This is a genomic window from Clostridium beijerinckii (assembly GCF_018223745.1).
Classification (GTDB): Bacteria; Bacillota; Clostridia; order Clostridiales; family Clostridiaceae; genus Clostridium; species Clostridium beijerinckii.
Map to the genome: position 1 here is coordinate 2,786,753 of NZ_CP073653.1, position 17,047 is coordinate 2,803,799.

Here is a 17,047-nt window from a genome sequence, read left to right on the forward strand (position 1 = left end):
TATTTAATTATAGATAAAATATTTACTATAATAATTAAATTTGAAATAAATAGAAAAGTTTAAATTCAGTTAATAATTCTATGATACACTCCATATTAAAATAACATAAGTAGCAAATGATAGCTATAGATAAATAATAATCCAAATAATTTTAGGCTGATATGTTTTGTAAATCATAAAAATTAAGATATTTTTTAGGTTACAAACAAAGTATAAAAATTAAAAGTGTGGTATTATTTTCATGTACATATAAAATATTTCAATGATTTATTTGCATGTGAATCATTGACTGTCTGGTCGGTCATTTAAATAAAATGTGAATATAATGAGTCAGTAATTTATTGTAATACAGTATTTTTATAAGTGAGGTGGTTTTTTTGGCAAGATTAAAAAATAAGGAAAATGAAATTCTTGCCGCTGCAATAGACATATTTTTCAAAAAAGGTTTTTCGGGAACTAATATGCAGGATATTGCGGACAAGGCACAGATAGGTAAGGGTACAATATATGAATACTTTAGAAGTAAAGATGATTTATTTGTACAAGCTTTAAAGTACGACCATAGAAATTTCACTATGAATGCAAACCAGAAGATATCACAAGAAGAATCATTTCTTAAAAAGCTAGGAAAGCTTATAGAATTAACTGAGCATGCTGTTATAGAAAGGGCTGGAAGGATAAGTTATTATATAACAAATGAGATTTCAGAATTAAATCCTGAAGCAAAACGTGATCTTGAAGATTTTATAAAAGATATAAAAAGAAATGGAAAAAATATTACATACAATATTCTAAAGCAAGGTATAGAAGAGGGGGCGGTAATGGATACAGGCATAGACATTGATTTTGCTACAAATGTTATAGGAGGAATGGTGGCATTACATTGTCATCGGACTTGTCATGAAAATTATTATTCAGTAGAACAAAGAAGAGAGGAAAATGAAAAGCTGATAAATTTTATTATGGGTGGAATTGGTGCAAAGAAAAATTAATTTTATAATATATAAATTAACAAAATAAACTATATGTTTACAAATTAGGAGTGTGAAACATGAAAAATGTAAAAAAAATAGTTATATACGCTGTAATTGTTATAGCCGTAATAGGTTGTGCAGCAGTAGCTAAAACCAAATTGTTTTCAGCTAAAAAGGCAGAAACTACTGCTGTTGCTGTGAGTAAAACCACTGTTGAAGCACAGATTGCTAAAGCAGAAGAAAAAAGTTTAGGGGATTCATATAAAGCAACACTAGAAGCTTATCAGCAAGGAATAGTAACTAGTAAGATAGCAGCAAAGGTTGTTGCTGTGTCGATTGAAAATGGACAATATGTAAATGCTGGTGATACTATAGCTACGCTTGATGACCAAGATATACAAAATAGTATAAAAACTGCACAAGCTCAGGTAGAAGTTAGTGAGCAGCAAGTAAATTCAACGCAGCAACAACTAAATTCATCGCAAGTAACGCTACAGAAATTGCAAATTCTTATGGACGATGCACAGCGTAATTATGATAGACAAAAGACCCTTTTTGATGGAGGTGCTATATCAAAAACAGATCTTGAGTCATCTGAAAAAGCTCTAAACACTTCTAAAGCAGATTATAGTTCAGGATTAGCAAGTATTGAATCGGCAAAAGCAAGCATTGAAAGTTCAAAAGCAAGTTTAGAAGCACAAAAGGTAAATTTGCAAAAGGCTCAAAGCGATTTAGCTAACACAGTGATTAAAGCTCCTATAAGTGGCGTAATAAGCGATAAAGTTTTAAATGTAGGACAGATGGCATCTCAGGGAGCAGCTCTTGCAAAGGTTAATGATATATCCTCTGTATATGCAACAATACAAGTACCACAAGAGAAAATAACTGGAGTAAAAATAGGTCAAGCTGCAACAATTACCGTAGATGGAAATGATAAAACATATGATGGCACTATTGAAGCTATGGACTCTGCAGCGGATGCTACAACTAGAGTATTCAATTGTAAAGTAAAAATAGATAATGGCGATAAGTCACTGTTACCTGGTATTTTTGGAAAGGTACAGCTTATTAGCGAGGAAAAAGCACAAGTTATAACTGTTCCAATTAGTGCTTTAGCTGGTAACGAAGGAGATTATTCTGTTTTCTTAAATGATAATGGAATAGCTAAAAAGCAAAAAATTACAATTGGTGAAACTAATGAAAATAACGTTGAAATAACAGATGGTATTAAAGAAGGGGATCAGGTAATATGTACTAATATAAGTACGCTTCAAGAGGGTAGTGAAGTAGATGCAATTATAAAGGACGATAGTTCTTCAGATAACACAGCTTCTGAACAAGATGGCGGTGCAGATGATACAACAAATAAGTAGGAGGGATAATAAATGAATATAGCAAATATTAGTATTAAAAGACCTGTATTTATATCAGTTATAATGATTGTCCTTACTATTTTAGGATTTGTATGCTATAAGGGATTGACACTTAATGATATGCCAAATGCTGATATGCCTTATGTTTCCGTAGTAGTAACAGAAAACGGAGCTACACCAGAAAATATAGAAAGTAAAGTAACAAAACAGATAGAAGATGCAGTACAGCAAATTTCTGGAGTTCAAAATATAACTTCAAGTGTAAGCTCTGGGATGTCACAAACTGTTATAGAATTCGATTTAAGTAAAAATGGTGAAGTTGCAGCACAAGAAGTTAGAGATAAGATTTCAAGTGTTAGAGGTAAATTACCAACTGATGCTGATGATCCGATAATTTCTAAGTTTGATATGTCGGCAACATCAATTATATCCATAGCTGTTTATGGTTCAACTGATAATCAAAAAATGACAGACTTTGTAGATAATACTCTAAAGCCAAAGTTATATGCGGTATCGGGTGTTGGAGCCGTAAATGTATCTGGTGAGGATACAAGAGAAATTCATATAAAGTTAGATAATAATAAATTATTACAATATGGCCTTACATCAGGTGCTGTAATAAATAGTATCAAGAGTGATAATATTGATCAGTCAACTGGTAAAGTTATTGATGGAGATAACCAAATATCTATTACAACAAATAGTAAAATACAAAAAGTAGAAGATTTTAAGAATATATTGGTGTCCAACAAAAACGGAACAGAGATTAGAGTAAAAGATATTGCAACAGTTGAAGATGGGATTGTTGAAAAAACAAGCCAAGCTTACTATCAAGGTAATCCGTCAATTGGTATTGATATCGTTAAGCAATCTGGTGCTAATACAGTAGAAGTTGCAAAAGAAGCTAAAGCAGCATTAGAACAAGTTAAAACTTCATTACCAGAAGGTATGCATGCTGATATTGTTACTGATAATTCAACATCAATAAAAGATACAGTAGATGATGTTATGAATACTATCATAGAAGGATGTATATTAGCAGTTGTTATTGTATTTTTATTCTTAAATGAATGGGAAAGTACCCTTATAAGTGCATCATCTCTTCCGATATCTATAATAACTACTTTTATTTGTATGAAAGAGATGGACTTTACATTAAATACTATGTCTTTAATGGCATTATCACTTGCAGTAGGGCTTTTAATTGATGATGCTATAGTTGTTATAGAAAACATTGTAAGGCATCTTCATATGGGAAAACATCCAATTGATGCTGCTAAGGATGCTACCTCAGAAATTGGATTTGCAGTAATAGCAACAACTTTAGCTGTTATTGCAGTATTCTTGCCTATGGCAATGATAGCTGGAATAATTGGAAAGTTCTTTATTGAGTTTGCACTTACAATTGTTTTTAGTATGGCAGTTTCATTGTTTGTATCATTTACCCTTGTACCAATGATGTCATCTAGAATGCTTAGATCAGAAAGAAAAGAAAGTAAAACATTTATTGGTAAGTTTTTTGGATGGTTTAATCATAAATTCGACATTTTTGCCGAGAAATATTCACATTTATTAGCTTTTCTTCTTCATAAGAGGATAACAGTCTTGGCTGTTTGCGCAGTTATGTTTATAGCTAGTCTTTCACTTATTCCATCATTAGGTTTCGTAATGATACCTATAACTGATAAAGGACAAATAACAGTTAATGCTAATTTTGATTCAGGAATAACATTAGATACTGCAAGTAAGGAAACTAAACAGATTGAAGAGATTGTTAAGAAAAATCCAGAAGTTGAATATGTATATTCAACAGTTACTAATAGTAAAGCAACAGTTAATATTACATTGGTAGATAAGAAACAACGTAAGATTAGCTCGAGAGATATGGCGCAAAAACTTGGAACAGATCTAAAGATACTGCCTGGAATGGATATTACAGCATCAGCTGCATCTATGGGAGGTGGTGGCGGATCTTCAAAAGATGTAGCTATTAATCTTGTTGGTGATGATAGAGCAAAAGTTCAAGCTTTCGCAGAAAAGATGAAAGCAGAGATGGCTAAAGATCCAGATGCTACTAATGTTGGTGTTAATACCAATTCAGGTACACCAGAGGTAAAAATGACTGTTGATCGTGATAAAGCTGCTGATTTAGGTGTTAACAGTTCAGACGTAGCTAGTACCTTGGCTACATTATTTAATGGTTCAACTGTAACTAAGTATGATGGTGGAAAAGATAGATATGATGTTAAAGTTTTGCTTCAAGATGAGCAGCGTAAAAATCTTAGTAATCTTGATGGAATTTACGTTTCAGGTTCAAACAATAAGCTTGTTCCGCTAACTGAAGTAACTAAAAAAGTTGTTGGAACAACTTCTTCAACATTACATAGGTACAATAAGCAGGCACAAGTCGAACTTTCTTGTAATGTAAGAGGTTTATCTACTGGAACTTTACAAAATAAGTATTTAGCTAAGATAAAAAGTGAATTGCCGGCGGGAGTTTCTTTGTCTGTTGGAGGAATGAATGGAACTATGCAGAAGAGTATGATTAGTTTGGTGCAAAATTCAGTTTTATCAGTTCTTTTATTATATTTAGTTATGGCAGCCCAATTTGAAAGTTTCGTTGACCCTATAGCTATAATGTTCGCTCTACCACTAGCATTGATTGGAGCAATAATAGGATTATATGTTGGTGGAAGTCAATTAAGCATGATGGCAGCAATAGGTATTGTAATGCTTATGGGACTGGTTGCTAAAAATGGTATATTGCTTATTGATGCTGCAAAGGAAAGAATTAAAAAGGGAATGCCGAGAAATGAGGCTTTAGTAGAAGCTGGGCTTGTAAGATTACGTCCTATAATCATGACTACTTTAGCAATGATATTTGGTATGATTCCTACAGCATTAGCTACAGGAGCAGGTACTGAAATGCGTAAGCCGATGGCACAAGCGGTAATTGGAGGATTAATCACTTCAACAATATTAACATTATTCGTAGTTCCAATAGTTTATACAATACTTGATGGATTGAAAAAAAGATTTGCAAAAAAAATTCATAGAAAAAAATCAACGCCAATTGATAGCGAATCAAATGTAGGCATATAACAAAGAAATTGCTAATTTTAATAAGATCATACTAAAATTAAGTTTTAGTATGATCCATATATAAAGTGTATTAGCTTAAATACAAGGTTAAGGAGTAAATCCTAAATTATTACTACATTTACTAAACATTAAAATTATAGTAAAATAAATCTATAACAGAAAAATAATCTAGTAAATAAAAAGAGAATTCGAATTTATATTAAAATAAATATTAATGAAGAGGAGATTTATACATGAGAAAAAATATAAATAAGATAATAGCATTTGCAATAGGGATTAGTGTTATGAGTGGTAGCGTTGTACCAGCACTTGCAGCAGATTCAACTCAACAAACAACTACTAGTACAAGCACTGCAACAAATTCACAAATCGTAAACGGAAAGCCATTACTTACTTTAGATGAAGCTGTAAAAGAGGCAATCAGCATAAGCGAAATATTACAACTTGATACTAGTAAAATAACTTACCAAGATAAGACTAATGACATAAATGAAGATTTAGATGATTCTAAAGACGTTAGTGGGGATGAAGAAGACTTTAATGATGATACTAGAGAAGCTAATGCAAATAAGGCTAGACAGCAAAGGGATTTTGATCAAGATGTTTTAGTTCAAAAAGTTACTAAAGCATACAACAATATTGTTACAAGTCAAATAAAAATAGATAAAGCTGAAAAAGAATTACAAATTAAAAACAAGACATTAAGCGATGCAAAACTCAAAAGCAGTCTAGGAATGGTAACATCAAGTGATTTGAAATCAACTGAACTTGAAATTCAAAATTTACAAATAACACAAAAAACAAGTGAAAATACATTAAAGGACGCTGAATATAGCTTTAAAGTATTGACAGGTAAGGATGTAACACAATATGCTTTGGAACAGGATATTCCGTATGAGGCATTTAAAATAGATGGATCTATAGATAGTTACTTAGATAAAGTTATAGATAATTATTTAAAATACAGTGAACAATTAGTTAAGATTAATAATGAGTATTATAATGATAAAGATAATTATATAACTGTATCAGGAAATGAATATAAAATAAGTGAGTTAAGTGCTAGTGGAGTTAATGACTTGGAAGAAGCTGCGGCTCATGCAAAACAAGAATATGATGACGTTAAAAATAGTACTGATCCTGCTGATCAGGAAACAATTAATGAAAAAAAAGAAGCATATGATAAAGCAGAAAGCAAATATTCAAATGCATTACCTGCACGTTTGTCATACCTAGGCACAAAGCTAACTATTGATGAAAATCAAACTAATTTAAACGAGAGTAAAAAGCAGTTTAAAGACCAACTAAAAACACTTTATACAAATCTTATTACAGCAGAAGATAATATTAATTATATTAAACAAAATATAGAATTAAGTAATAAGAACCTTAGTGATGCAAAACTTAAATATGACTTAGGAATGATAACTGAATCTGCTTATAATACCCAAGTTTTGAGTAGTGAAGATTTAAACATTCAATTAAGAAGTCAAATTGATACTTATAACACATTAAAGCAAGAAATTCAAAAACCTTGGATAGCATTTTCAGGAGCAAAATAGAATTAACATTAAGAAACTTTATAATACTTAAATAAATATTAGCTTATTTACAAACCTAATGGTTAAAATACTTAAGAAATAAGAACATATTAATTTCAAATTCAGATTTTAGAGAGTTAAAGACTTCAGAAATATATTCATACTAATTACCATATAAATAAGGTGATTAGTATGAATTATTTATAATATATATGTTGCAATTCACAATTACGGCTGAAATTCTTGCAATATTTTTAGAATTATAACGTATATATAAAAGTTCAGCAGCATTAAAATGGTACAAACTAAGTTTATATTATAATATTTAGTTTGTTTTTTTTATTAATGGTGGAAAATGCTAAATAAAAAAGGGAGAATTTTAGGGTGGAAATTAAAGAAAAAATTTTAAAGTCATCTATCAAACTATTTATGGAAAATGGTTTTTTTGAAGTGTCTATTAGAGATATTTTTAAACAAATTAACATAAATAAAAGTGCTTTTTATAAGTATTTTAAAAGTAAAGATGAGCTTATATATAAAGTGATAGAAGAGTTTTGTTCTCCATACTTTGATGAAATTATAGGCGCTACCAATTTATGCAATGAATCCGCAAAAAAAAAGCTGAAAACAATTTTTATAAAATATTGTGGAATAATACCATATTTAAAAAAGATTCTAAATATAAATAAATTTAACTATATTGCTGTCACATTTATAACAATTGAAGGATTAAAAAGTTACGAAAATAAAAATTTAGTAAATGATTTTAACCATAGATTATTGGAAGGGATAGACAATGTTGTAGAAGAAGGAAAAGAATTAGGTGAGGTTTTGCCAGAAATTGATTCTCTATCTACATCAAAGAGTATTGTGTCGATGTTGCAAAGTTCTATGGTCCTTTGGGCAATGAATCAAAATATCGATATAAATTTATTATTCAAAACTAATTTTAAATATTTGTGGAAAAGTATCGGAGTAAGTCCAATTTAAATCAATCTTAAAGCAATAACTATATTTAAAGAGAGAATCTCTTTAAATATAGTTATTATCATTTATTTAGCAATTTTTAGTTTTTCTCATAAAATCTTCTGAGTTTACAATAAACCTTATATGAGAACCTTTTCCGATAGTACCTTGGTCATCACTTGCTTCCACATCAAAAAATAATTTTTTTCCATCTACTTTTGTAAGGGTAGATTTGCATTTTATATTTGCGCCAATTGGAGATGATTTAATATGTTTGACACTCATGTCAATTCCCACTGTAGTATAACCACTTGGAAGTTCCTCTATTACTAAACTTTTTGATACATTTTCCATTAGAGCAATCATAGCAGGGGTCGCATAGACCTCTAGATCACCTGATCCCATTTTTATAGCTGTTTCATTTTCTGTAACTTTAAACTCTTTGATATATGAAGTACCTTCATTTAAATTAAATTCCATCGAACAAATTTCTCCTCTCAATAAATATAGATTGATTATTAAATATGTTTCATTATAATAATTTTATAGTACTAAATATTTTCATACTTTTCAAGAATAATAAAAATTGGTAAGGATTAAGAAAAAGATTGTAGTTTTTTAAAGAGAGGTTTTTAATATTAAAATAAAACATTTTTTTAATATTTATGGTTTTAAGTATAAATTGTTTTAAAGTTAAAAAGGAAAATTTATGAAAATTAAATATGAAACATAATAAAAAAGTGAGTAAGAAACTAAAACAATTATATTTCAAAGGTATATTAGAAATTGTTAATAAAAAATAACTAGCAGATTAAATTCTACTAGTTATTTTTTCTATATGCACACGTAAATATTTACTATTAATAAGTTGTTTATATTAAAAATATAATTTTATCGCCTCAATTTATCTTCGCAAATATCTCTGTTAGAAGATGGAGGAGTTACACGAACATATGCATATTCAGGAGCTTTATACCCTGGACCATATATCAAAAATTCGATAATTTTCTTAGCAAAAGCCTTAGAGAGTATTTTTTTCATTTAACATCACTCCTTACCTATATGTTATATTAATTATATTGGAATATTCGGAAAATTGCAACATTTTATTAATAAATAATAATTATTATCCAGTATAATACATTTTTTTTGTAGAATAAAAAAGCATAATAGTTTTTTGTTCCACTCTTATTATAAATCTATGTTGTATAGGTTAGATTTATTAATTTTTTCCTATAGTAAATTTTATTTATGCCACTAGATGATAAATAGCGAGTATAATTCCAATGATGATTTATTAAAAGAAGAAATTAGAAAGTTACATAAGAATTTAACTTCTATTATTTCCCTTCATATCCATAGTAAATCAATTGATTGAAAATGACATTAATTGTATAATTTTAGATGAGTTGATTTGAAGCGGATTAAAAAATAAGTAAGCACTTAATGAAAATTAAAAGGAGAATGATCCATGTGAATATTAGAAAGAAACTTACTTCATTTATACTTGTTTTATTAACTAGTATAAGTTTTGGACAAGTGATAAATGTACAAGCTACAACTACTGATTCAACTGTAGTATCTAGCAATACTGTTAGCAATATATCAGATGAAATTCCTAATCCAGGTATACCTGAAAATAAGCCAAGTGAATTAAATGTTATTTATAAATATAGTACCCAAGATATTGTAAATAGTAGTGATGGAAAAGTTAACATAACATCAACTATTGGGTGGAAAAAAGAGAATGGATACTGGTATTACTATAAATCAGATAATACAAGAGCAACTGGGTGGATAAAACCAGATAACAAGTGGTATCATTTAAAATACGATGGAAGAATGGTAACTGGATGGTTTAATGTCAATGGCATATGGTATTATTTAGATCAATCAGGCAGTATGGTTACTGGTTGGAGGAAATTAGATAACGTTTGGTATTTCTTAAACGGTTCAGGGGCCATGGTAACAGGACTAAATAAAATTGATAATAAAATTTACATGTTTTATAGTAGTGGTGAAATGGCTACAGGATGGTATAAATCAGGTGATAATTGGTATTACTCTAGCAGTAGTGGAAGCATGGCAACTGGATGGATTAAAGATAATGGAACTTGGTATTATTTATATGATACTGGTGCAATGGCTAAAGGATGGGTTAATATTGATGAAAAGTGGTATTATTTAAAATCTAGTGGAGCAATGTCAACAGGATGGATAAATTCTGGAAGTGATACTTATTATTTAGATAAATCATCTGGAGCTTTAGTTACAAATTCTACAATAGATGGCTATAAAATCGGTTCTGATGGCAAGAAGATAGGGCCAGGAAATCCAGTCAATAATAATTCTGATACTTTATTAAAAGGTATAGATATTAGTCACTACAATGGGGACATAGATTTTAAAAGAGTCAAAGCTTCAGGGATCCAATGTGTATACATAAAAGCTACAGAAGGGACAACCTATGTGGATAATTATTTGGGAATTAGTTATAGTGGTGCTCAAAATGCTGGATTAAATACAGGTTTTTATCATTTTTTAGTTGGGACAAGCTCTCCTGAAACACAAGCACGTAATTTTTACAATAACATAAAGGATAAGCAGAATGACCTAAAACCTGCTTTGGATATAGAACAAGATGGATTTGATGTCATGGGTTATGCATTAAGGTTCATAGATGAATTCAAAAAATTAAGTAATATGGACATTTGTATATATACATATTCAGATTTTATAAAAAATAATTTAGATAGTAGATTATCTAAATATACATTATGGGAAGCAAATTATTATAAGAGTCCATTTAACTTACCAGCTAATAGTGTATGGAATTCTAGAGCAGGACATCAATATACAGATAAAGGTGTTATCGATGGAATCTATGGAGATGTAGACTTAGATGAATTTACACAAGATATTCTTAGCAATTAAATGTTTCACCCAAAAAGCAAGCAAAGCAGCTTAAAAGAAAAGCTATCCTTAAAGGATGGCTTTTTTATATGCCTCAAAACGAAAAAATTATTTATTATAATCAATTAATATTATTGCAATAGAATTTTTTTATTAATTAACAAAGGAATTTACTGAAAGTTTTCACCATAATATTGTAACTTTTTTGTAACGCTTTTAGTTTAAAAATCTTTTATACTTTAGATAGAGATAACCACACTAAGACCTGAACTTATGCATATAACTTGCCGAAATGAATAACATACTTTTGTTCCAGTTTCTGGGTAATTTTCATGGGGGATTCTAAGGCTATAAAGTTGCAACCAAAGTGCTAGCCTCAAAGAACAAGCGCTCACAGAGAAAGTTCGAAGAACGAAATATAAAATTTCGATTCTCACTTTTTGAACTAGCACATTTGGAACAACTTATAGCCAAGAATCACATCCATCAAAATTACCAATGAAACATTCCACAAAAGTATATTACTTATTTCTAGTTGGAATATATTTCATAGTTTAAGTATAGTTTATGATTGCGTTATCTATAGGATAAAAAAATACTAAAGTATATATATTTTGAACTTCTAAGTAGATTAATTATATACAAAAAAATAATAAAAATTGGTTAGGAGAATAATTATGATAAATAAAATTCAAAAGAGATTTAAATTGTTGTTTTCAGCAGCTATAATATGTGCTATCACTATAAGTTCTGCAAGCATAGTGGGGTGTAGTCCTAAAAAGTCATCTGAAATAAATGCTGAAAATAAAGAAGTGTCAGTTGAGAAAGTTTCAGAAAATAGTAATCAAGCAGAAGCTGAAAAAATATCAGAAGAAGTAGTCAGCATTGAAAAATCTGCTAATAATGAGGATAATAAAGAAATAGTAGCTTCACAAGTAAAAAAGAAAAATGATTCAGTAAAAATAATTGAAGATAGCAAGTCTATGGATGCCTCAAAGTCGGATAATGGAAAGAATAATTTTACAGAATATATGAATATATTAGGTTTTAGTAAAGATGAACTTATAAGTACATTAAATGAAAAGCCAAGTTCTATAGGAGAAGGTGGAGTGGAATTTAAAAAAGCTGGTATTAGAGTTTGGTTTGATCAGAAAAATAATGATAAGGCAGAGCAAATCTTTACTATGAGAAATGATTTGAATTTAAATGGTGTAAAGATTGGTGATAAGATAAGTAGATTTAAAGAAGTTTTTGGAAATCCAGTTAGTGATAAAAGTGGAGATGCACATTTTAAGTATAAAAATATATTTTTGTCTGTAAATTATGATGCAAACACAGGACAAACCTATGCAATATATATTTTAAAGAATGATTTTTAGTAAATTAAAAACTACTTTCTTATTTTAAAATTATAGGATGATAGCTAAAAGCCAAGCATTGAAGCACAGGCATTTAGTGAAAATATAATAAAAACGTATAGTTAACATAAGAGCTAAAAATTATGGATATGAAGTAATTATATATCATGGATAAGGTAATACTAAATAATAACAGAATGAAAAATGGGGTGTATATGTTATGAGAAAATATGCAAGAGTTATAATACTGATTATTTCTTTAGGAAGTATTATAACAGGCTGTGGGAATGTTGTAAACACAACTAGCTTAATTCAAGCCCCTATGCTCGAAAATGTAGAAGAAAATAAAATTAATAAAGAGCTAAAAGAAATTTTAACGCCTGGCAGTGAATTCTTAGTACCTAAGAATTCACAAGAAAAACAAAGTATTTTTATAGATGATGTTGATAAAGACGGTAAAAATGAAGCATTTGTATTATATAGGAATATGAAAGAAAATAGACAAGTTCATCTATTAATGCTTAAAGAAGAAAATGAAAAATGGAATAAAGTACTTGATGTAGCCACTAATTTTAATATTCTTGATTATTTTACTCTTAAAGATCTTGATGGGGATGGGAAAAAAGAAGTGATTTTAGGTACTTCAGTATCAGATTCTGAACTAAGTAAACAGTTATTTATATATGAATTGAATGGAAAAGAATTAGTTAATAAAGTTAATCGTACTTACGAATGGATAGATATATCTGATTACAATGAAGATAATAGACCTGATGTTATAATAATTGATGGAGAAATAGGTAAATCAAAAATAGCAGAAATGTTTAATTATGAAAATAATCAATTAAAATCTCGCACGTTTGTGGGTCTAAATCCTGAGGGTGTAATTGAAAATGTCGTTAGTGGAAAATTAGCAGATGGGAATAATGCGTTATTCATTGATAGTGCATTAGGGGCCCATTCAATGTTAACTGAAATTGTTACTTGCGATAAGGGAAGATTTATTAAAATTGGAGATGAAAATGATGGTATTTTATTTAAGGCTTACCCATTATATAGTAGAGATATCAACAATGACGGTATTATAGATGTTGGAGGAATGTATATTCCTAAAGGTTTTGAAGATGCAGCGATGGCAGAAATCCCTTTTATTTATACTTACTCTGATTATAAAGAAGATGGAACACATGAAATTGTAGAAGAAAGATATACAGATAGTGTACAGCATTTTTATATTACAATTTATTCCAAATGGCATGGTAAAGTTACAATTCAGAAGCTTGATCAAGGTGTTAGACTTATAGATAATGAAAGTCAGGATAATTTATTTGAAGTAAAATGGATAAGCAAAAGTTCATATGGTGAGAACAAAACCAAGCTTGGAGAAACGAAGGATATTATATTTTATGATGATATTAAAGAAGAACAACCTATTTCAAAGGAAAATTTTCATTTACTTAAAGATGAATTTTAATGGAGGAAAATATGGAAACAATTCTTGTTGTTGAGGATGAACTGTCAATTAGAAGTTTTATCTGCCTAAATTTAAGAAAGAAAAAGTACGAAGTTCTAGAAGCTGAGAATGGAGAAGAGGCCTTATCTATTTTTAATAATAGAAAGATTGATATTGTCTTATTAGATTTAATGCTCCCAGGAATTGATGGATTTGAGGTGTGTCAGAAAATTAGAGATATAAGTCAATCTGTTGGGATTATCATGTTAACGGCACGATCTCAGGAAGAAGATAGAGTAAAAGGTCTTGTAGAAGGAGCTGACGATTATTTACTAAAGCCATTTAGCATGGTTGAGCTAGAGGCAAGAATTATTTCTTTAGCGCGAAGGTTGAATCATGTATATTCAAAGAAAGAAAGTTCAGTTATTAAATCAGGACCATTTGAGCTTGATGTAATAAATAAAAAAGTATCTCGCTTTGGAAAGGATATCAAAGTAACTCCAACAGAATATTGTTTGATTCAATTTTTAATAAATAATAAGAATAAGGTATTTACACGAAATGATATTTTGGATGAAGTTTGGGGAATAAATTATATTGGTGATGAAAAAGTTGTCGATGTAAATATAAGACGTATACGAAGGAAAATAGAGAATGATCCATCAGCTCCAGAGTATTTATGCACGGATTGGGGATATGGGTACTTATGGAAGGAGTAAAACTATGAAGCGAAGGATCATTGTTTACTTTATGATCATTAGTTTACTTACATTAAGTCTTGTTATGATAGTATTTGGAATTGGAATAAGGCAATATTATTACCAAGGGATTGTTAATACATTTCAAAGTCAAGTAGAGGTAAATCCTTCTGTGCTAGCAAGAGAAACTAATTTTACTAATAAAAGCTTGGCGGAATTCAGTGATGAAATTATTAAAAATTATCAGATTAATGGATCTGAACTACAACTATTAAAAAGAAATGGGAAATTAATTCAATCATCTACAGGTTTTTATGAAGATAAAACTTATTTGATAGATTCTGATGTATTGGATTTGAAAACCACATATAAAATTGAGAAAAATTCATATTCAGGTCAAAAGATTATGGCAGTATATACACCTCTTGTTTTTGACGGGCAAGTATTAGGGATTTTGCGGTATACAACATCCTTAACACAAGTAAATGCTTTAATTATTAATCTGTTGATTTATGGGATTATCATCTGCATTTTTATTGCTGTTATCGTGTTTTTTGTAAGTTTGCGTTTAGGGAATATAATTGTAGAACCATTAAATGATATTATCAATTTTACAAAGAAAATAGCAGAGGGAAAATACAAGGAAAAAATCAAAGATACTTATCCAAATGAACTTGGAGAAATAGCAAAAACACTTAACTACATGGGCGATGAAATATTAAAAGCTGATCGTTTAAAGAATGATTTTATATCATCAATTTCTCATGAACTTAGGACGCCTTTGACAGGGATTAAGGGATGGATTGAAACTATGCGGAATCCAGACGAATTATCGGCTGAGGAGTTTAAATTTGGTTTGGGAATTATTAATGATGAATCAGATCGACTTATTAGCCTGGTGGAGAATCTTTTAGATTTTTCAAGATATCAGTCAGATCGAATTAAACTAATCTTATCTGATATCAAGATAGACAAAATTATTCGTGAAGTAACCTTCCAGCTTCAAAAGAAAGCAGAAAAAAAGGAAATTAAATTAGTGGTTGAAACGCACCCAGCAATTATTACAGCAGATGGTGATAGATTGAGGCAAGTTATACTAAATGTATTAGATAACGCAATTAAGTTCTCATATAAAAATCGTAAAATCTATGTTATTCAATCAGTTAGCGAAGAGTACATTTTAATTAAAATTAGCGATACAGGTATTGGAATTAAAAAAGAGGATATAAATCATGTTATGGAGTCATTCTATAAAATTGATCCTAAATCTATTGGCGCAGGACTTGGATTGGTTATTTCTAGCAATATTGTAGATATGCATAATGGCATTCTTAAAATTGATAGTGAATATGGGAAGGGAACAACAGTGACAATTTCACTTCCGTTAGCAAAAGTTTAAATTCTACGTAAATTATTAGATTAAATTAATAATTATTAGCTGAAATTTTAGGTAATATATAAAATTTCAGCTTTAATTTTGTTATAATGATTTATACAGTGGTAAGTTTTATGATATAAAAGAAAAATATAAAGTAGTTATTACTAAAATAACTAATAAATTTGAATTTACTATACTTATGATAAAATATATGTTTCAACAATAAATCTATACTTAAAGCTTTAGTAAGTCAGACACTCAATTAAGGATAGATGTAGAAACTTAATTGTGACATAAATATATTTATAATGAGATATTTGTTTTAAGGAGTAATTTTTATGAAAATGATACTTTTTACACTAGAAATAATAGATGAAGAAAATAATAACTATAAAATTAAAGTCAGTAATGGTACTGAGAACTCCTTAGTAGAATTTAATCCTTTAAAAAAAGAATTACATTTTATAGATAATAACAACCTAAGTGATTTCTTTAAAGGACAGGAATACCAATTTAGAAAAATGCTTCATAATAAGTGACCAGATACATACTATGTAGGGTTTAATGTAAAAGTAGTCATAAGAGAAGATAAAGATGTAGCTGCTTTTAATGATAGAAGTAAAATCTTAGTTTTAGATAAACGAAATAGTAATTATGATAGTTATGCAATAGAGGAAAGTAAGGCTGAAGAGAAAATCTATAAAATCTACACAGATGCCAGTTATTTTGAGAAGAAAAATCATGGTGGATTTGCTTTTATAATAGAAGATTTGAAAGGAAATTATAATTTATATACAGAAAAAGTGAAAGACATAGGAAGCAGCCAAGCTGAACTTGAAGCAGCCATAAAAGCACTTGAATTATTAAAAGATGTTGAAAAAATAAGAATAATAACTGATAGCCAGTATGTTAGAAAAGGACTCACAGAATGGTTACCTATATGGAAATTGAATGACTTTAAAACTATTAATGGAGAACCAGCTAAGAATATAGAAAAGTGGCTTGATTTTGATAAAGCTTGTAATGGAAAATATATTGAATTTCAGTGGGTAAAAGCACATTCTAACCATTTTGAGAATTCTCTCTGCGACATGTATGCCAAAGATATAGCTAATAAAAATTCAACCAGTTACTAATAGTTGCAAGAAGTTAATACGCTATAAATATTATAAGCTATAAGATCTACTTATCTAATACCCTTAATAGAATTGTAAATATAGAAATTTTATAAAAAATTTGCAGACAAACATAATGTTAGTATATAATTGTGCATGTTGGAATTTTATATAGT

14 protein-coding genes are annotated in these 17,047 nt (G+C 29.1%); 12 read left to right on the top strand and 2 right to left on the bottom strand.

The annotated features are described in order from the left end of the window. Positions 1–368: 368 nt before the first annotated feature. The 5 genes from KEC93_RS12720 to KEC93_RS12740 all read left to right on the top strand — a co-directional run bounded on the left by KEC93_RS12720 (position 369) and on the right by KEC93_RS12740 (position 7,980). Positions 369–992, top strand: coding sequence for a TetR/AcrR family transcriptional regulator (locus KEC93_RS12720; RefSeq protein WP_243099138.1), 624 nt, complete (start codon positions 369–371; stop codon positions 990–992). Between the two features lie 59 nt (positions 993–1,051). Next, positions 1,052–2,347, top strand: coding sequence for an efflux RND transporter periplasmic adaptor subunit (locus KEC93_RS12725; protein ID WP_077869910.1), 1,296 nt, complete (start codon positions 1,052–1,054; stop codon positions 2,345–2,347). 12 nt (positions 2,348–2,359) lie between these two features. After that, on the top strand, positions 2,360–5,449 hold the full coding sequence (locus tag KEC93_RS12730) for an efflux RND transporter permease subunit (protein WP_077869909.1): 3,090 nt from the start codon (positions 2,360–2,362) through the stop codon (positions 5,447–5,449). A 233-nt stretch (positions 5,450–5,682) separates the two neighbouring features. Further along, the gene (locus tag KEC93_RS12735) at positions 5,683–7,011 is read left to right on the top strand and encodes a TolC family protein (RefSeq protein ID WP_077869908.1); all 1,329 of its coding nucleotides are present in this window, start codon (positions 5,683–5,685) and stop codon (positions 7,009–7,011) included. 363 nt (positions 7,012–7,374) lie between these two features. Then, positions 7,375–7,980, top strand: a complete 606-nt coding sequence (locus KEC93_RS12740; protein ID WP_077869906.1) for a TetR/AcrR family transcriptional regulator — start codon at positions 7,375–7,377, stop codon at positions 7,978–7,980. A gap of 66 nt (positions 7,981–8,046) precedes the next feature. Here the strand turns inward: KEC93_RS12740 and KEC93_RS12745 are convergent, their stop codons facing one another. Continuing rightward, positions 8,047–8,436, bottom strand: a complete 390-nt coding sequence (locus KEC93_RS12745; protein ID WP_012058693.1) for a thioesterase family protein — start codon at positions 8,434–8,436, stop codon at positions 8,047–8,049. A 411-nt stretch (positions 8,437–8,847) separates the two neighbouring features. Continuing rightward, positions 8,848–8,997 (bottom strand): hypothetical protein, encoded by a 150-nt coding sequence (locus KEC93_RS12750; RefSeq protein ID WP_023974640.1) that lies wholly within the window; start codon positions 8,995–8,997, stop codon positions 8,848–8,850. A gap of 432 nt (positions 8,998–9,429) precedes the next feature. Between KEC93_RS12750 and KEC93_RS12755 the strand changes: the two genes are divergently transcribed. The 7 genes from KEC93_RS12755 to KEC93_RS26515 all read left to right on the top strand — a co-directional run bounded on the left by KEC93_RS12755 (position 9,430) and on the right by KEC93_RS26515 (position 16,892). Then, positions 9,430–10,890, top strand: a complete 1,461-nt coding sequence (locus KEC93_RS12755; RefSeq protein ID WP_077868719.1) for a GH25 family lysozyme — start codon at positions 9,430–9,432, stop codon at positions 10,888–10,890. A 656-nt stretch (positions 10,891–11,546) separates the two neighbouring features. After that, a complete protein-coding gene (locus KEC93_RS12760; RefSeq protein WP_077868720.1) occupies positions 11,547–12,248 on the top strand; it encodes a hypothetical protein in 702 nt (233 codons plus the stop codon). A 199-nt stretch (positions 12,249–12,447) separates the two neighbouring features. Next, the gene (locus KEC93_RS12765) at positions 12,448–13,701 is read left to right on the top strand and encodes a hypothetical protein (protein ID WP_077868721.1); all 1,254 of its coding nucleotides are present in this window, start codon (positions 12,448–12,450) and stop codon (positions 13,699–13,701) included. Between the two features lie 11 nt (positions 13,702–13,712). Beyond that, a complete protein-coding gene (locus tag KEC93_RS12770) occupies positions 13,713–14,399 on the top strand; it encodes a response regulator transcription factor (protein WP_077868722.1) in 687 nt (228 codons plus the stop codon). A gap of 4 nt (positions 14,400–14,403) precedes the next feature. Further along, on the top strand, positions 14,404–15,777 hold the full coding sequence (locus KEC93_RS12775) for a sensor histidine kinase (RefSeq protein WP_077868723.1): 1,374 nt from the start codon (positions 14,404–14,406) through the stop codon (positions 15,775–15,777). A gap of 317 nt (positions 15,778–16,094) precedes the next feature. Further along, complete coding sequence (locus KEC93_RS26510) at positions 16,095–16,295, top strand: hypothetical protein (protein ID WP_238892906.1); 201 nt, start codon at positions 16,095–16,097, stop codon at positions 16,293–16,295. Between the two features lie 219 nt (positions 16,296–16,514). Next, on the top strand, positions 16,515–16,892 hold the full coding sequence (locus KEC93_RS26515) for a ribonuclease H family protein (protein ID WP_238892908.1): 378 nt from the start codon (positions 16,515–16,517) through the stop codon (positions 16,890–16,892). Positions 16,893–17,047: the final 155 nt, after the last annotated feature.